Genomic DNA, 17,268 nt, shown 5'->3' with positions numbered 1-17,268 from the left:
GTAGGACCGGATGGTGCGGGGCCGACCTCCTGACGGCCCCTGTCCGCCGCCGCTGTCGGGGCGTCCGACGACGGCGGCGTCCGTGGGCCCGCCCTTCAGGGGCGGACGGGGCAAGCGGCGTGGGGCGGCTCGGCGGTGAACGAGGCCGCCGCCCGTTGTGCGCCGGCTGTTCGGTCCGGGCCGTGGTAGGCCGCTCGCATGAGGTCCTGCATGTCGTCGAGCATGGGCATCCGCGGGTTGGCGGGCGCGCACTGGTCCTCGTAGGCATTGAGGGCCTGCTGGGGCAGGGCGTCGAGGAAGGCGTGTTCGTCGACGCCGAGGGACGCGAACGACGGCTCGATACCCACGGCGTCGCGCAGCCGCTCGACGGCCCGGGCGAGCGACTCCACGCCGTCCTGCGGGGTTGCGGCGGGCAGACCGAGGGTCCGGGCGATGTCCTGGAAGCGTTCGGGGGCGCGGTAGTGCTCGTACTTGGGCCAGCCCGTGAGCTTGCCGGGGACGGTGCCGTTGTAGCGGATGACGTGGGGGAGCAGGACGGCGTTGGTGCGGCCGTGGGCGATGTGGAAGGTGGCGCCGAGAGTGTGGGACATGGCGTGGACGATGCCGAGGAAGGCATTGCCGAAAGCCATGCCCGCGATGGTGCCGGCGTTGTGCATCTTCTCCCTGGCCTGCGCCGAACCCTGGCGGTCGTTCACCGCCGCTTCGAGGTGGTCGAAGATCAGCCGGATCGCGTGCAGCGCGAGGCCGTCGGTGAAGTCGTTGGCGTAGACGGAGACGTACGCCTCGATGGCGTGGGTGAGGGCGTCGAAGCCGCTGTCGGCGGCCAGGGCCGGGGGCAGGGCGGTGGTCAGCAGGGGGTCGACGATGGCGACGCTGGGGGTGAGCGCGTAGTCGGCAAGCGGGTACTTCTTGCCCGTCGCGGGATCGGAGATGACCGCGAAGGGGGTGACCTCGGCGCCTGTACCGGAGGTGGTGGGCACGCACACCAGGCGGGCCCGGCTGCCCAGCGTCGGGAAGCGGAAGGCGCGCTTGCGGATGTCGGAGAACTTGTGCCGCATGTCGGCGAAGTCGACGTCGGGGTGCTCGTAGAGCAGCCACATCACCTTCGCCGCGTCCATGGGCGAGCCGCCGCCGAGCGCGATGATCGTGTCCGGGCGGAAGTCCCGCATGAGGCGGGCGCCGCGCTGCACGGAATCGATGCTGGGCTCCGGTTCGACGTTGTCGATGATCTGCAGCGTCACTGGTTCGGGACGGCGCTTGAGGACGCGGTCGAGGCGGTCCACGAAGCCGAGGCGGGTCATGGTCGCGTCGGTGACGATCGTGACACGGTGGACGTCCGGCATGGCGGCCAGGTACCGGATGGCCTGTGGCTCGAAGTAGATCTTCGGCGGCACCTTGAACCACTGGAGGTTGTTGCGGCGGGTGCCGACCCGCTTGACGTTGAGGAGCTGGGCGGCGGACACGTTGTTGGACACCGACGTGCTGCCCCAGGAGCCGCAGCCCAGGGTGAGGGACGGCAGGAGGCTGTTGTAGATGCCGCCGATGGCGCCCTGCGAGGACGGCGCGTTGACGATGATCCGTACCGTCTTCATCCGCCTGCCGTACGCCTCCGCCAGCGCCCTGTCCTCGGTGTGGACGACCGCGCTGTGGCCCTGGCCGTGGAAGGCGACCATGTCGGCGGCCAGGGCGAAGCCCTGCTCCTCGGAGCCGGCCCGCAGAACGGCGAGGACCGGGCAGAGTTTCTCGCGGGTCAGCGGCTCGTCCGGGCCCACCCGGTCGGCCTCGACCAGGATGAGCGAGGTGTCGGAGGGCACGGTGAAGCCGGCCTGCTCGGCGATCCAGACCGGGCTCTGACCCACGGCGGCCGCGTTGACCTTGGGCTCGCAGCCGGCGCCGGCCCGGTCGGCGGGGAACAGGAACGTCTCCAGCTTCGCCTTCTCGTCGGCGGTCGCCATGTGGGCGTGCAGGACGCGGAACTCGGCCAGCGCGGCGTCGTAGATCTCGTCGTCGAGGATGACGGCCTGTTCGGAGGCGCAGATCATGCCGTTGTCGAACGACTTGGACAGCACCAGGTCGTTGACGGCGCGGCGCAGTTCGGCGCTCTTGTGGACGTACGCGGGGACGTTCCCGGCGCCGACGCCCAGAGCGGGCTTGCCTGCCGAGTAGGCGGCCCTGACCATGGCATTGCCGCCGGTGGCGAGGATCAGCGCGACGCCAGGGTGGCGCATCAGCGTTCCGGTCGCCTCGACCGACGGAGCCTCGATCCACTGCACGCAGTGCTCGGGGGCGCCGGCGGCGACGGCCGCGTCGCGCACGACGCGGGCCGCCTGCGCGCTGCAGCGCTGGGCCGAGGGGTGGAAGGCGAACACGACCGGGTTGCGGGTCTTCAGCGACATGAGCGCCTTGAAGATCGTGGTGGAGGTCGGGTTGGTGACCGGAGTGATCGCGCACACCACCCCCACGGGTTCCGCGATCTCGACCATGTCCTCGATGTCGTCGCGGGCGATGACCCCGACGGTCTTCATCCCGCCCATGCTGTGCGTGACGTGCTCGCACGCGAACATGTTCTTGGCCGCCTTGTCCTCGAAGACACCGCGTCCGGTCTCCTCGACCGCGAGCCGCGCGAGTTCCGTGTGCCGGTCCAGGGCGGCGACCGAGGCCTTCTTGACGATGTGGTCGATCTGTTCCTGTGTCAGGTCCTCGTAGTCGGCGAGCGCCTTGAGCCCGTTCGTGACCAACCGGTCGACGGCGATGGCGGTCTCGGACGGCTCTTCGCCCGGGGCGGCGGGGCGGGTCAGGGCGTCCTGTCGGGTCATGGCGTTGAGCCTCCGTCGTCGAGGTCGTGGGCCGGAAGTCCGGCAGCGTGGCCGTGCGGGGAGCGGCGCCGGGAACCGGAACCGCCTCCGCCATCACCCTCCCGTGGACGGGAGCCGCCCCCCAGGCGGCAAAGGTCCCGGCCCGGGGCCGACCGTCCCGGAGCCGCGGGGCCGGTCGGGCACCTGATGGCGCTGCGCGCCGAACCGCGCGCCGCAGCGGGCATTCGGCCGAGTTCGCGGGCGCTGTCGACGTCCCGGGGCGAGGGTGGACGTATCCATGTCCGCTTCGTCCCGGCGTCACGGGGGAACACACCGAGGCGTGCGTACCGCCGGAAAGGACCCGCACCCATGCGTTACGCAGTTCTCGGCACCGGCGTCGTCGGCCGGACCATCGCAGGCAAGCTCTCCTCACTCGGCCACGAGGTCGTCGTCGGCACGCGCGACCCGCAGGCCACCCTCGCCCGCACCGAGCCCGACGCCTACGGCAACCCGCCGTACGCCCGGTGGCAGGACGAGCATCCGCAGATCCGGGTGGCGACCTTCGCCGACGCGGCCGCCCACGGCGAGGTGGTGGTCAACGCCACCGCCGGCCTGAGCAGCCTGGGGGCCCTGGAGTCCGCCGGTGCCGCGAACCTGACCGGCAAGATCGTCGTCGACATCGCCAACCCCCTGGACTCCTCCCGGGGCATGCCGCCGTCGCTTACCCCGGTCGACACCGACAGCCTCGCGGAACAGATCCAGCGCGCCTTCCCCGACGCGAAGGTCGTCAAGACCCTCAACACCATGAACGTCCGGATCATGGTCGACCCGGCACGGGTTCCGGGTGCGCACACCGTGTTCGTCTCCGGTGACGACGCCGGGGCCAAGGGGGTCGTCACGGACCTGCTCAGATCCTTCGGTGGCCGGCGGGCGACATCATCGACCTGGGCGACATCACCACCGCCCGTGGCCCTGAAATGCTGCTGTCCCTCTGGCTGCGCCTGTACGGCGCACTCGGCCACACGGACTTCAACTTCCACATCCAGGGCGTCCGCCGCAGCACCTGATCCCACTGCCGGGTGGTGGAGGCGCACGAGCCGGCGGTGAACAACGCGCCGCTGACCGGGGAGAGCAACGCCGTCGGCCGCACGGCCGACCCGGTGGCCGCCGGACCACCGCTGGAGGCCTGCAACTGCGTGTTCATGGGGCCCGACGTGGTCGCCGGCTCCGGGCGGGCCGTGGTCTTCGGCACCGGCGCGGCGACCGAGTTCGGGCGGATCTACCGGCTGGCCGCGGCCGCCCCGCGGCAGACGACCCCGCTGCAGCTTCAGGTGGCCTCGATGGCGCGGCGGGTGGCGGGGGCGGCCCTGGCGATCGGTGGCTGCCGGGAGCGCGTCCTCGCGGCTCAGGCGGCTCAGGCGGCTCGCCGGGAGCCCGGAGCCGACCGGGCCCGGCCGCCCGCCGTCGGCGCGGCCACCGGGGTGGTGCGCCGCCGGTAGACCAGGTACGGGCGGACCAGGTACCCGACGGGGGCGCTCCACACGTGGACCAGCCGGGTGAACGGCCAGGCGGCGAAGAGCAGGAACGCGGTCAGGGCGTGCAACCGGAACAGCAGCGGAGCTCCGGCGATCGCCTCGGGCGCCGGCTGGAGGACGAACAGGCCCCGGAACCAGACGGAGACGGTGGAGCGGTAGTCGTAGCCGGTGCCGAAGACGTTGTGTGCGGCGGTGGCGGTGATGCCGAGCAGGACGGTCGCGGACAGCAGCGGGAAGAGGAGCTTGTCGCTGCGGTCGGTGCCGAGCCGGATCCGGCGGGTCAGGAGACGGCGGGCGCACAGCATGCCGAGCCCGGCGACCATGGCGACGCCCGCGACCGAGCCCGCCCAGACGGCCGTCGTGTGGTAGGCGTGCTCGGAGATCCCGGCGGCCTCGGTCCATGTGCCGGGAACGGCGAGCCCCACGGCATGTCCGGCGATCACCATGAAGGCGCCCAGGTGGAACAGGGGGCTTCCCCAGCGCAGCCACCGGTGTTCGAGGAGCTGCGTGGTGCGGGAGGTCCAGCCGAACTGGTCCTGCCGGTAGCGCCAGACGTGCCCGACCACGAACACGGCGAGGCAGATGTAGGGCACGGCGACCCACAGGAGCAGATCGGCGCCGCTCGCTGCGGCAAGGGGAGAGGACGCGGCGGTCATCGGGGACCTTCCGGGGTGGAGAGGGGCGGCATGAGAGTGGGCGTGGCCCGCTCGGGCGGGACGAAGGCGCCGGGCGGGGCGAACTCCCCGGTCCCGTACGTTCCGTACGGGTCGAGTCCCACGTCCTCGTCGGGCGGGCCCTGGGCGGCCAGTTCGGCGACCGCCCGCAGGTCGGCCTCGGTGGGCGGTGGCAGCAGGGCGAGCAGGGCGGCCAGGACGTGCCGGTAGGGGGACTCGGCGTCGGTCAACGCGCGGTGGATCAGTTCCAGGCCACGGCGGTGCTGGCGCAGTGGTGCCTCGCCGGCCCGTGGCCCGGCGAGTGCGGCGAACTCCAGGACGACCGGGAGGTGGTCGGGGAGTTCACCGCCGTCGGTGTCCCAGCCGGCGGCGCGGTAGCGCTGCCCGAGCGTGAGCAGGGCCATGCCGCGGCGACGGGTGTCGCCGTGCAGGTAGTAGGTGAGGTAGAGGCTGCTCCTGCGGCGCAGGTCGAACGTCTCGACGTAGTGGCGCTCCAGTGTCTGGGGCTCCTCGGCGGTGCACCAGTTCGTGAAGGCCGCCAGATGCGTGGCGGCGGGCGACGGCGGGAGCGCCTCGACGGTGGCGGCGAGCACGGGGCGGGCGGCGGCGAGCTCGGTGTCCGGGTACTGCAGCAGCAGCGACAGCAGCCGCAGCAGCAGCGCCCGGTCCTCGGTCTCCTCCGGGGTGAGCGGGGCCGGACGTCCCGCCCGCGCCCGGCCCGGGCGGCGCACCGCTGCCCGGATGCGGGAGCGGATGACGGCGGGAACGGACGGGGGTCCCCCCAGGCGTGCGGCACCGGGGGAGGGCAGCGGACTCACGGGTGGCCTCCGGCGGGGGCTTCGGATGTACGGCGGCGCAGGGTGGGGATGCCGAGCATGGTCGTGCGGGAGCCGGCGGTGTCGGAGGTCTCGACCGGGCAGCGGTTCTCCATGGCGCTCAGCGCGGCGGCGTCCTCCTTGTGCGCGGCGGGGACGACATACCGGTCCGCGTACTTGGCGACGGCGAGGAGGCGGTGCAGGTCCTCCGCCTCGCGTGCCGTGAGGCCCACGGCTTCGAGCACGGCCTCGTCGCCGGCCTCGCCGAGGGTGCGCTCGCGCATGTACGAGCGCAGCGCGGTCAGCTTCATCAGCACACCGGCGACCACATCGACGTCCCCGGCGGAGAACAGCTCCGCCAGGTACTCCAGCGGTATCCGCAGCCGGGTGACCGCGGCGAAGACATGGTCGGGGTCGTCCTGGTTCCCGCCGGCCGCGTCGACGGCGTCCAGGACGGGGGACAGCGGAGGCACGTACCAGACCATCGGCAGCGTCCGGTACTCCGGGTGCAGGGGCAGCGCCACCTTGTACGTCGACACCAGCGCGTGCACCGGCGAGCGGCGGGCGGCCTCCAGCCAGTCCTCCGGAATCCCCGACTTCCGGGCCGCCGCGACGACGTCGGGGTCGTTGGGGTCGAGGAAGACATCGCGCTGGGCGTCCAGCAGGTCCTTCTCGTCCGGGGTCGCGGCGGCCTCGCCGACGCGGTCCGCGTCGTACAGCAGCAGCCCGAGGTAGCGCAGGCGGCCGACGCAGGTCTCGGAGCAGACGGTGGGCTGCCCGGCCTCGATGCGCGGGAAGCAGAAGGTGCACTTCTCGGCCTTGCCGGTGGCGTGGTTGACGTAGACCTTCTTGTACGGGCACGCCGTCACGCACATCCGCCAGCCGCGGCACCGGTCCTGGTCGACGAGGACGATGCCGTCCTCGACCCGCTTGTACATCGCGCCCGACGGACAGGCGGAGACGCAGGCCGGGTTGAGGCAGTGCTCGCACAGGCGGGGCAGGTGGAACAGGAAGGTCTGCTCGAACTCGAACTTGACCTTCTGCGCCCATCGCCCGCTCAGGTTGGGGTCGCCGCCGGCGTGCTCGGGTGCGCCGCCCAGGCCGTCCTCCCAGTTGGCGCCCCAGGTGATGGCCGCGGGCCGGCCGGTGAGGACCGATCGCGGGCGGGCGACGGGCATGTCCTTCTGGGCGGGGGCGTTGACGAGGTTGTCGTAGTCGTAGGTGACCGGCTCGTAGTAGTCCTCGATGGACGGCAGGTCAGGGTTGGAGAAGAGCGACAGCAGGCGCTTGATCCGGCCGCCGGAGCGCAGGACGAGGCGTCCGCGCTTGTCGAGCGTCCAGCCGCCCTTCCACTGCTCCTGGTCCTCGTAGCGGCGGGGGTAGCCGACGCCCGGCTTGGTCTCGACGTTGTTGAACCAGGCGTACTCGACACCGGTGCGGTTGGTCCACGTCTGCTTGCAGGTGACCGAGCAGGTGTGGCAGCCGATGCACTTGTCGAGGTTCATCACCATCGCCACTTGAGCCATGACGCGTCCGATGGTGGCTTGGCCACGGGCCATGTCAGTACTCCACATCCTGCGAGCGACGGCGGATGACGGTGACCTCGTCGCGCTGGTTGCCGGTCGGGCCGTAGTAGTTGAAGGCGTAGGTGAACTGGGCGTAGCCGCCGGCGAGATGGGTGGGCTTGAGCAGCAGCCGCGTGAGTGAGTTGTGGATGCCGCCGCGCTTGCCGCTGACCTCGGTCCTCGGCACGTTCACGGTGCGGTCCTGGGCGTGGTACATGTACACCGTGCCCTCGGGCATCCGGTGCGTGACCACGGCCCGGGCGGCGACGACGCCGTTGCGGTTGTAGGCCTCGATCCACTCGTTGTCCTTCACGCCGATCTTGTCGGCGTCCGTGGTGGACATCCAGATCGTGGGTCCGCCGCGGGACAGGTCGAGCATGTACTTGTTGTCCTGGTAGTTCGAGTGGATGGACCACTTGGAGTGCGGGGTGAGATAGCGGACCGTGACCTCTGCCCGGCCGTCGTTCAGGTGCTCGTTGCCGTAGTGCTTGGGCGCGTTCAACGGCGGCCGGTAGACGGGCAGTTGTTCGCCGAGTTCGGTGATCCAGTCGTGCTGGACGAAGAAGTGCTGGCGCCCGGTGAGGGTGTGCCAGGGCTTCTTGTGCTCGGTGTTGATGACGAAGGGCGAGTAGCGCCGGCCGCCGGTCTCCGAACCCGACCACTCGTAGGAGGTCATCACGGAGCGCGGCTGGGTCCGGGTGTCCGCGAAGGTGATCCGCTCCGCTTCCCGCTCGGCGGCCAGTTCCACCAGGCCCTTGCTGCCGGTCTGCCGCTCCAGGGCGCGGAACCCCTCGGTGGCGAGGCGTCCGTTGGTGGTGCCGGACAGGGCGAGGATCGCCTCGCACATGTCGCTCGCGGTGGCGAGGGAGGGCCGTCCGGCGGCGACGCCGTCCCGGATGGTGCCGTTGCGGCGCCGGAGGTCGTCGATCTCCTGGTCGGGGTGGACGGTGACGCCCTTGGTGGTGGTGCCCAGGCTGTCCAGCAGCGGACCGACGGCCCGCATCTTCTGCGACACCGCCGCGTAGTCGCGCTCGATGACGACGAGCTTCGGCATGGTGCGACCCGGGACGGGTTCGCACTCGCCGGTCTTCCAGTCCCGTACGACACCGCCGGGCTGGGCGAGTTCGTCGGGGGTGTCGTGCAGCAACGGTACGGCCAGGACGTCGGTACGGGTGCCCAGGTGCTCGGCCGCCAGCTCACTGAACCGGTCGGCGATGGTCAGGAACGCGTCGTAGTCGGTGCGGGCCTGCCAGGGCGGGGCGATGGCCGGGGTGAAGGCGTGCACGAAGGGGTGCATGTCCGTGCTGGACAGGTCGTCCTTCTCGTACCAGGTCGCGGCCGGGAGGACCACGTCGGCGAGCAGACCGGTCGAGGTCATCCGGAAGTCCACGGTCACCAGCAGGTCCAGCTTGCCCTCCGGGGCCTCCTCCCGCCACACCACGTCCTTCGGGCGCCCCTCGGGCGGGGTCTCCTCGGAGCGGACCGCCGCGTCCGTGCCCAGCAGGTGGCGCAGGAAGTACTCGTTGCCCTTGCCGGAGGAGCCCAGCAGGTTGGCCCGCCACACGGTCAGCACGCGGGGGAAGTTGGCCGGGTCGTCGGGATCCTCGGCGGCGAACCGCAGCCGCCCGGCCTTCAGCTCGTCCACGATGTGGTCGGCGACCTGCTTGCCCTGGGCCCGCGCCTCGTCGGTCAGGTCGAGCGGATTGCGGTTGAACCCGGGGTGACCGGGTGTCCAGCCCAGCCGCACGGCCTGCGCCAGGCAGTCGGCGAACCCCTTGCCCTGGAACCGCCCCTTGCCGAGCGGGGAGGCCAGTTCCTCGGGGCCGAACGCCTCGTAGCGCCACTGGTCGGAGTTCAGATACCAGTAGGAGGTGCCCGCCATGTGCCGGGTGGGCCGCTGCCAGTCGAAGGCGAACGACAGATGCTGCTGTCCGGTGACCGGGCGGACCTTCTCCTGGCCGACGTAGTGGGCCCAGCCGCCGCCGTTGACGCCCTGGCAGCCGGTCATGGTGGTCAGCGCCAGAAACGCGCGGTAGATGGTGTCGGAGTGGAACCAGTGGTTGGTGCCGGCGCCCAGCGCGATCATGGACCGGCCGCCCGTGCGCTCGGCGTTGCGGGCGAATTCCCGGGCGATCCGGGCCGCCTGCTCGGCGGGGACGGAGGTGATCGTCTCCTGCCAGGCGGGGGTGTAGGGCTCGGACGCGTCCTCGTACGACGCAGGCCAACTGCCCGGCAGACCGGGCCGCTCCACCCCGTACTGGGCGAGCATCAGGTCGAAGACGGTGGTGACGAGGCGGTCGCCGATCCGGCGCACGGGCACACCGCGCATCAGGACCGAGCCGCCCTCCGTGCTGCCTTCGTCGAAGCGGGGCAGCGCCACCTCGGCTGTCTCCCCAGACTGCTCCAGCATGCTCAACGCGGGGACGACATCACCCAGTTCGAGGTTCCAGCGGCCCTGTTCCCCGTTCGCCCAGCGGAAGCCGAGCGAGCCGTTCGGTACGACCGGCTCACCGGTGACCGAGTCGAGGAGAACGGTCTTGGACTCGGCGTGCTCCGTGTCGTGTCCGAGGTCGGCCGCGGTCAGGAAGCCGCCGGGGACGAGTCCGCGGTCGTGCTCGCGCAGGGCCACCAGGAACGGCGCGTCGGTGAACTTCCTCAAGTAGTCCTGGAAGTAAGGCACTTCGCGGTCAACGAGGAACTCGCGGAGGATCACGTGGCCCATGGCCATCGCCAGCGCGCCGTCGGTGCCCGGGTGCGGGGCCAGCCACTCGTCGGCGTGCTTGACGTTGTCGGCGTAGTCGGGGCTGACGGCGACGACCTTGGTGCCGTTGTAGCGCGTCTCGGTCAGGAAGTGCGCGTCGGGCGTGCGGGTGACGGGAATGTTGGAGCCCCACATGATCAGGTAGCCCGCGTTCCACCAGTCGGCGGCCTCCGGCACGTCGGTCTGGTCGCCGAAGACCTGCGGGGAGGCGATCGGCAGGTCGGCGTACCAGTCGTAGAAGGAGAGCAGGGTGCCGCCGATCAGGGAGTGGTACCGGGCACCGGCCGCGAACGACGCCATCGACATCGCCGGGATGGGCGAGAAGCCGGCGACCCGGTCGGGGCCGTACGTCTTGACGGTGTGCACCTGGGCCGCGGCGATCAGCTCACCGACCTCGTCCCAGTCGGCGCGCACGAGGCCGCCCTTGCCGCGGGCCCGCTTGTAGGCACGCGCCTTCGCCGGATCGGAGGTGATCTCCGCCCACGCCGCCACCGGGTCACCGAGCCGTTCACGCGCCTCGCGCCACAGCTCGAGCAGGGCACCCCGTACGTACGGGTAGCGGACGCGGCTGGGGGAGTAGGTGTACCAGGAGAACGACGCCCCGCGCGGGCATCCGCGCGGCTCGTACTCGGGGCAGTCGGTGCCGATGGAGGGGTAGTCGGTGGCCTGGTGCTCCCAGGTGATGATGCCGTCCTTGACGTACACCATCCACGAGCACGAACCCGTGCAGTTCACCCCGTGTGTGGAGCGCACCACCCTGTCGTGGGCCCACCGGTCACGGTAGAAGCCCTCCCACTGCGGGTCGCCCGTGCCGAACACGGCACGTCCGTCCGCCGACACCTCACGACGCGTCAGCAGTCGACGGGCGGCCAGCGGCCAGCCTTCACCGGCGCGTGACTCCCGCTGCCGTGCGTTCCGATCGATCTCCATGGCCGGGAACGCTAGGTGGTGCAAGGCGTCCCCCACCCGGGGCCGGCGGTCCCTGAGGGCCGACCTTCCGGCCCCATGTGGCCGGCCGCCCATGGGGACCAATGGCCCCGCGTGGGAGGGGGCGCCCCGGCGGCCCGGTGCGGTGGCTCGGGCCCGACACAGCCGGCACGCAGCCCGGCCGGGCCGGTGTGCAGCCGCTCGCGCCGCCGACGGCCCGTTCGGCCCTGGTACCCCTGCCCCGAACAGGGACCGTCGGCCCTGCCGCACAAGACCATCGGCCGCCGCGCCGGCCACCGCCGCCGGTGGATGCTGACGGCGACCGATCCGGAGGTGTTCCGTGCACGACCATGTCGACCGCCCTCAAGGCCGATGCCGCCGCTGCCGCACGCGGTGGGCGCCGCGCACGGTCCGGCCCGGTCACCGTCCGGCCGCCCGCCTCGTCTGCCCTGACTCCAGGGCGGCCGGACACAGCCCCAGGGCACTGGGCAGGACCGCGCGGTGAGCGCCACCGCCCAGGCCGTCCGGCGCCAGCGGCACGACGCGGGAGAGCGGCCGTTCATCGTCATCTGGGAATCGACCAGGGCCTGCCCGCTGGCCTGTCTGCACTGCCGCGCCGAGGCCGTACCCGACCGCGACCCGCGCGAGCTGGACACGGCCGCCGCCAAGCACCTGCTGCGCCAGGTGGCCGACTTCGGGCGTCCCGCCCCGCTGTTCGTGATCACCGGCGGCGACCCCTTCCAGCGCCCCGACCTCACCGAACTCATCGCCTACGGGCAGGAGATCGGCGTCCGGGTCGCGGTGTCCCCTTCCGGTACCCCGACCCTCACCGCGGACCGGCTGCGGGACCTGCACACGGCGGGGGCGGTCGGTCTCTCGCTGAGCCTGGACGGCTCCACCGCCGGGATACACGACACCTTCCGCGGGGTGCCCGGCGTGTTCCAGTGGACCCTGGACGCCTGGGACACCGCCCGCGCCCTCGGTATGAAGGTCCAGATCAACACCACGGTCGCCCGGCACAACCTGCACGACCTCCCCGATATTGTCCGCCTCGTCGCCGAGCACGGGGCGATGCTGTGGAGCGCCTTCTTCCTGGTGCCCACCGGCCGGGGCCGCGCCCTCGGCGCGCTCGCCCCCGGTGAGGTGGAGGACGTCCTCAACTTCGTCCACGACGTCGGCCTGACCGTGCCGGCCAAGACCACCGAGGCACACCACTTCCGCCGTGTCGCCCTGCAGCGCCAGGTCCTTGCCACCACCGGCGAGGACCATGTGGCGGTGCTCGGACTCGGCCCGCTGTACCGGGAGTTGCGCGAACGGGCCGCCGAGCTGGGCCTGGACACCGTGGCGCGCCGGGTGCGGCGGCCACCGCTGGACGTCAACGCGGGCCGCGGCTTCGTCTTCGTCTCCCACACCGGGACCGTGCACCCGAGCGGCTTCCTGCCGCTGGGCGCGGGAAGCGTCCGCGAGAGGCCGCTGACCGAGATCTACCGCACCTCGGAGCTGTTCACGGCCCTGCGGGACCCCGACCGGCTGGGCGGCCGGTGCGGTGCCTGTGAGTTCCGCCGGGTCTGCGGCGGCTCCCGATCGCGCGCCTACGGCGTCACCGGCGACCCGTACGCCGAGGAGCCCTGGTGCGGATACCGGCCCGGATCCTTCTCGCGTCGGCGGGAACTGGCCGCGCTGTTGTCCGAGGGCGCCGACGCCGAGGGCCGGTCGGCCCCCGGGCACCCGGCCGGGAGTGTGCCGCAGCGCAGGAGCGAGGGTTCACCCGAGCGGCAAGGAGAGGCATGACCAGCATCGCGGCCGGGCCCACCGGGGCCGGAAAAGGGAGGGAACCCGGTACGTATCCCAACAGGTTCAGGTCGTCCGGGGTGAGGGCCCGGCATCTGCGCGCCCACGTCCTGGTCGTGGCGTGGCTGGCCCTGGCCCTGGTGGCGGTCGCGGGGCGGGAGGCATGGCCGGTGGCCCACTGGCTCGCCGTGCACATGTTCCTGCTCGGCGCCGTCACGACGTCCGTGCTCGTGTGGAGCGAGCACTTCGCCGTCGCCCTGCTGCACGCGAGAATCCCGGACGCACGAGGCAGTGCCGCCCGGCTGGCGGCGGCCAACCTCGCCGTGGCCGGCCTGTTCGTCGGCGTGTGGACCGCGACCGTCGTGCTGACCTCGATCTCCGCGGCGGTGCTGGTGGCCGCGGCCGTCGCGCACCTGGTGATGCTGCTCCGGCTGAGGCGGGGCGCGCTCGGCGGACGTCTCAAGCCGGTCGTCTCCTACTACCAGGCGGCCACCGCGGCCCTGATCGCCGGTGCCCTCCTGGGCTGGCTGCTGGCCACCGGCGGTGCCGGCGGGTCCGACCGGTACGCGGGGCTGCGCCTCGCGCACCTGCACGTCACGTTGCTCGGCTGGATCGGGCTGCCCGTCCTCGGCACGCTGTTCATGCTGTGGCCGACCGTGCTGGGCGTACGGATGAAGGACCGCACCACGCAGGGGTCCCGGAAGGCGCTCCGGCTCACCGGCGGCGGGCTGCTCGTGGCGGTCGCCGCGCTGGCCCTCGGATGGCGCTGGCCGGCCGTGGCGGGCCTCGCTCTCTACGTGGAGGGAGTCGCCCTCGCCGTCAGCCTGTTCCTCCGCACCGTACGGGGCAACCGGCCCGTCTCGGCGGCGGCCTGGATGCTCGCGGCGGCCACCTGCTGGCTGCTGACCGGGGTCGCGGCGGATCTCGCCTGGCTGGTCAGCCGGCCGTTGGCGGCGGCGCAGGCCGGGGTCGACGCCCTGCTCCCGGTGCTGCTCGTCGGCTTCGTCGCCCAGATCCTGATCGGCGCGCTCACCTACCTCCTCCCCGTCGTCCTCAGCAGCGGCCCGAGAGACCGCGCGGCCGTACGGGCGGTGCTGGAGCGGGGCTGGATGGCGCGGCTGGTGACGCTGAACGCCGGTGTCGCGCTGGCGGCACTCCCGCTGCCCGGTCCCGCCACCACGACCGGCATGCTGCTGGCGGCGCTGGCCGGGGCGGCGTTCCTCGCCCTCGCGGTGCCGGTGCTCGTGCGCAGTGGACGGGGCCTGGTCGGGGAGACGGACGCGGAGGGGGCCGGCGGGGCACGGCGCCCGGTCCTGTGGGGCACCGCCACGGGTGTCGTCCTGACCGTGCTGGCGGTACTGGTGGCCAACAGCGGTGGGGACACAGGCGGCGGTACGAGCGCCGCCGGAGCGTCGGGCGCCGGCGCCGGGACCACCCGCACGGTCGCCGTCACTCTGGCCGGCATGCGCGTCCGCCCCGCCCGGATCGAGGTCCCGGCGGGCACCGCGCTGCGGTTGAAGGTCACCAACAAGGACGCCCAGCGCCATGACCTCAAGGTCGAGGACGGCCCCGGCACCCCGATGCTCGGCCGGGGCGACACCCGCGTACTCGACGTGGGGCCGGTCACCGGGAACCGTGAGGCGTGGTGCACGCTGCCGGGCCACAAGGCGGCCGGAATGGTCATGAGCATCGTCGTGCCGGACGCCGGGGCGACGGACGGCGGCGGACACGCGGGGCACACGTCGGCCGCCGCCGGCGAGGACCGGGCCGACGTGCACGACACCGGCGCCGACCTCTCCGCTGACTTCTCCGCCGGCTGGCAGCCGCGCGCCGCCGACCTGGCGCCCGCCCCCGGCGGGACGGTCCACAAGGTCGAACTGCACGCCGCCCACACCATGGTGGAAGTGGCCCCGCGGGTGAAGCAGCAGATGTGGACCTTCTCAGGCACCGCACCCGGCCCCACCCTGCGCGGCAGGGTCGGCGACGTCTTCGAGGTCACCCTCGTCAACGACGACGAGGACATGGGCCACGGCATCGACTTCCATGCGGGGTCCCTCGCCCCCGACCGGCCGATGCGCACCCTCGACCCGGGCGAGCGGCTGGTCTACCGTTTCCGCGCCGAGAGAGCCGGGGCATGGCTCTACCACTGCAGCACCTCGCCCATGCTCCAGCACATGGGCAACGGCATGTACGGCGCCGTGATCATCGACCCGCCCGGTCTGCGGAAGGTCGACCACGAGTACGTGCTGGTCAGCTCCGAGCTCTACCTCGGCACGACCGGCAGTCCCGGACAGGTTGCCAAGATGCGCGCCGGCATCCCCGACGCCTGGGCGTTCAACGGCATCGCCTCCCAGTACGCCAAGCGGCCCCTGAAGGTGAAGACCGGTGAGCGGGCCCGCTTCTGGGTGGTGGCCGCGGGGCCCGGTGACGGCATCGCCTTCCACCTCGTCGGCACCGTCTTCGACACCGTGTACAAGGAAGGCGCCTACCTGCTGAGGCCCGATCAGCCGGGCGGGGCGCAGGTCCTGGACCTGGCCGCCGCGCAAGGCGGCTTCGTCGAGACGACATTTCCCGGGCCCGGCCACTATGCCTTCGTCGACCACGACATGCGGCACGCCGAATCCGGCGCGCACGGCGTGGTGGAGGTGACGAACTGATGGACACCGTCGGCTGGTGGTCCCTGGTGCGGTTCGCGCACGTGGCCGGCGCCGCCCTGTGGGTCGGCGGCCAACTGGCCCTCTCCCTGGTGATCCTCCCGCTGGCCCGCCGTCTGCTCGCCCCTGAGGCCAGGGACGGCTTCACCGCCGCGGCCGGGCGCCGCTTCGGGATGCTGACCGGGGCGGTGTTCCTGCCCGTGCAACTGGCCACCGGCTGGGCCATGGTCTGGCACCGGGGTGTCACCTGGGCATCCCTCGCCGACCCCGGCTACGGCCGCACCCTGACGGCCAAACTCGCCCTGTTCGTGCTGGTGATGGTCGCGGCGGCCGGACACGGCATCGCCCACGCCAGGGGCCGCGCCGAGCTGGCGCGGGCCCTGGCGGTCGTGTCCCTCGTCGGCTCACTGGGCGCCGTGCTGCTGGCCACGGCGCTGCCCGCGACGTGAGCCGTGGCCACGAGGAAGCAGCGACGGCCGGCACACCAAGTCCCGCCTGACGCGGTCACCATGGAGCCGACTCCGACGCCGACGCCGACGCCGACGCCGACGCCCCGTCTCGACGTCGAGCACCCGTGTCCCGCACCCCTTGGGTCGCGCAGGTCCCTGCCCTGCCGCGCGGAGTGCCCTCCCGGGCACTTCGGCCGCCGAATGAGGCCGTACGGCCCACGGCCCCGGGGCCGGCCAACCCTCCCCCGCGAAGGGACCGCGGCGCAGGGTTGGTGAAACGGAGGACGTCTCTGCGAAGGAGCCGTGATGCAGGCCCGGGAAGTCGACGCCACAGTGGTGCACACCCTGTTGGCCGCGGCGGTGGCGGCGCCGTCGATCCACAACACGCAGCCCTGGCGGTTCGGCCTCGACTCCGAGAGCCGGTCGGTCGAGGTCCGTGCCGACCGTCGGCGGCAGCTGCCACTGGCCGACCCGGACCTGCGCGCCCAGCACCTGTCGGTGGGGGCGGCGGTCTTCAACCTGCGGGTGGCCGCCGCGCATCTGGGCTGGGAGCCCGTCGTCCGGCTGCTGCCCGTCGCGGATGATCCGGACCTGCTGGCTCGGGTCCAACTGGCCGGGCCCGCCGCGGCCGGACAGCCGCCCCTCGGCGATGTGTACGAGGCGGTCGAGCGCCGCCACACGAGCCGGATGCCGTTCACCGGACGTCCGGTTCCGGACTCGATCGTGGCCGAGATGATCAGCTCGGCCAGAGCCGAGGGCGCTCACCTGGTCGTGCCCGGCATCGTGGAAACGCGGCGTCTGCTGCGACTGACCCAGGCGGCAGAGGCGCGCAACGCCGCCCATCCGGCCCGTGCGGCCGAGGCGCGCACCTGGATCACCGCTGCGGGAACGGACGCCTCCTACGGCATTCCCCTCACGGCGCTGGGCCCGCGGGACGCGTCCGGGCGGATGCCGCTGCGGGACTTCACGGGCCGTCTGCCCGATCCCCACCTGCCCGCCCTGCGTTTCGAACGTCACGCCCAGGTGGCCCTGCTGTGGACGCCACTGGACCGGCGGGAGGACTGGCTGCGGGCGGGGCAGGCGCTTCAGAGCGTGCTGCTCACGGCGACCCGGCGCGGGGTGCGGACCTCGATGCTGCACCAGGCGATGGAGTGGCCGGACCTGCGCGCGGCCATGGCGGGATCGAGGCGGCGGTGCTGCCCGCACCTGCTGATTCGCTTCGGGTACGGCCCGGACGGCGGCCGTACACCCCGCGCGTCCGCGGATGCGGATGCCGTGGCCGCCGCCGTCACCGGGGCGGAG

The 17,268-nt window shown here is 72.5% G+C and carries 10 protein-coding genes and 1 pseudogene; 6 read left to right on the top strand and 5 right to left on the bottom strand.

Annotated features, from left to right (window positions below):
• Positions 1-95 precede the first annotated feature (95 nt).
• Entirely contained in the window at positions 96-2,816 is a 2,721-nt protein-coding gene (adhE, locus tag ACZ43N_RS19475; RefSeq protein WP_468098893.1) for a bifunctional acetaldehyde-CoA/alcohol dehydrogenase, read from the bottom strand.
• A 348-nt stretch (positions 2,817-3,164) separates the two neighbouring features.
• Here adhE and ACZ43N_RS19470 point away from each other — a divergent pair.
• Positions 3,165-3,862 (top strand): annotated as a pseudogene (locus ACZ43N_RS19470) (NADPH-dependent F420 reductase).
• Between the two features lie 36 nt (positions 3,863-3,898).
• Complete coding sequence (locus ACZ43N_RS19465; protein ID WP_468099057.1) at positions 3,899-4,294, top strand: P-type ATPase actuator domain-containing protein; 396 nt, start codon at positions 3,899-3,901, stop codon at positions 4,292-4,294.
• Here the strand turns inward: ACZ43N_RS19465 and narI are convergent.
• The 4 genes from narI to ACZ43N_RS19445 are packed head-to-tail and all read right to left on the bottom strand — an operon-like array spanning position 4,210 to position 11,075.
• Positions 4,210-4,986, bottom strand: a complete 777-nt coding sequence (gene narI / locus ACZ43N_RS19460) for a respiratory nitrate reductase subunit gamma (protein ID WP_468098891.1) — start codon at positions 4,984-4,986, stop codon at positions 4,210-4,212. The genes ACZ43N_RS19465 and narI overlap by 85 nt on opposite strands.
• Entirely contained in the window at positions 4,983-5,813 is an 831-nt protein-coding gene (gene narJ / locus ACZ43N_RS19455; RefSeq protein WP_468099055.1) for a nitrate reductase molybdenum cofactor assembly chaperone, read from the bottom strand. The genes narI and narJ overlap by 4 nt, the downstream gene beginning before the upstream one ends.
• A gap of 5 nt (positions 5,814-5,818) precedes the next feature.
• The gene (gene narH / locus ACZ43N_RS19450) at positions 5,819-7,378 is read right to left on the bottom strand and encodes a nitrate reductase subunit beta (RefSeq protein ID WP_468098889.1); all 1,560 of its coding nucleotides are present in this window, start codon (positions 7,376-7,378) and stop codon (positions 5,819-5,821) included.
• A 1-nt stretch (position 7,379) separates the two neighbouring features.
• Positions 7,380-11,075 carry a nitrate reductase subunit alpha gene (locus ACZ43N_RS19445; RefSeq protein ID WP_468098888.1) on the bottom strand — a complete coding sequence of 1,232 codons (3,696 nt, stop codon included), beginning with the start codon at positions 11,073-11,075 and terminating at the stop codon, positions 7,380-7,382.
• 498 nt (positions 11,076-11,573) lie between these two features.
• Between ACZ43N_RS19445 and ACZ43N_RS19440 the strand changes: the two genes are divergently transcribed.
• The 4 genes from ACZ43N_RS19440 to ACZ43N_RS19425 all read left to right on the top strand — a co-directional run.
• A complete protein-coding gene (locus ACZ43N_RS19440; protein ID WP_468098887.1) occupies positions 11,574-12,863 on the top strand; it encodes a TIGR04053 family radical SAM/SPASM domain-containing protein in 1,290 nt (429 codons plus the stop codon).
• Positions 12,860-15,520, top strand: a complete 2,661-nt coding sequence (locus tag ACZ43N_RS19435) for a multicopper oxidase domain-containing protein (RefSeq protein ID WP_468098885.1) — start codon at positions 12,860-12,862, stop codon at positions 15,518-15,520. Before ACZ43N_RS19440 ends, ACZ43N_RS19435 begins: the two co-directional genes overlap by 4 nt.
• The gene (locus tag ACZ43N_RS19430; RefSeq protein WP_468098883.1) at positions 15,520-15,966 is read left to right on the top strand and encodes a hypothetical protein; all 447 of its coding nucleotides are present in this window, start codon (positions 15,520-15,522) and stop codon (positions 15,964-15,966) included. The genes ACZ43N_RS19435 and ACZ43N_RS19430 overlap by 1 nt, the downstream gene beginning before the upstream one ends.
• A 306-nt stretch (positions 15,967-16,272) precedes the next feature.
• A partial coding sequence (locus ACZ43N_RS19425) for an Acg family FMN-binding oxidoreductase (RefSeq protein WP_468098881.1) occupies positions 16,273-17,268 on the top strand: 996 nt, incomplete at its 3' end.

The sequence above is a fragment of the Streptomyces sp. NPDC030814 genome (genome assembly GCF_055572155.1).
This window is presented reverse-complemented; position numbering and strand designations above follow the sequence as displayed.

What these genes read in the sequence shown, in the direction of transcription:
- adhE (WP_468098893.1), bottom strand. Translation starts at nt 2,816, where the DNA reads ATGACCCGACAGGACGCCCTGACCCGCCCCGCCGCCCCGGGCGAAGAG.
- narI (WP_468098891.1), bottom strand. Translation starts at nt 4,986, where the DNA reads ATGACCGCCGCGTCCTCTCCCCTTGCCGCAGCGAGCGGCGCCGATCTG.
- narH (WP_468098889.1), bottom strand. Translation starts at nt 7,378, where the DNA reads ATGGCCCGTGGCCAAGCCACCATCGGACGCGTCATGGCTCAAGTGGCG.
- ACZ43N_RS19445 (WP_468098888.1), bottom strand. Translation starts at nt 11,075, where the DNA reads ATGGAGATCGATCGGAACGCACGGCAGCGGGAGTCACGCGCCGGTGAA.
- ACZ43N_RS19435 (WP_468098885.1), top strand. Translation starts at nt 12,860, where the DNA reads ATGACCAGCATCGCGGCCGGGCCCACCGGGGCCGGAAAAGGGAGGGAA.
- ACZ43N_RS19430 (WP_468098883.1), top strand. Translation starts at nt 15,520, where the DNA reads ATGGACACCGTCGGCTGGTGGTCCCTGGTGCGGTTCGCGCACGTGGCC.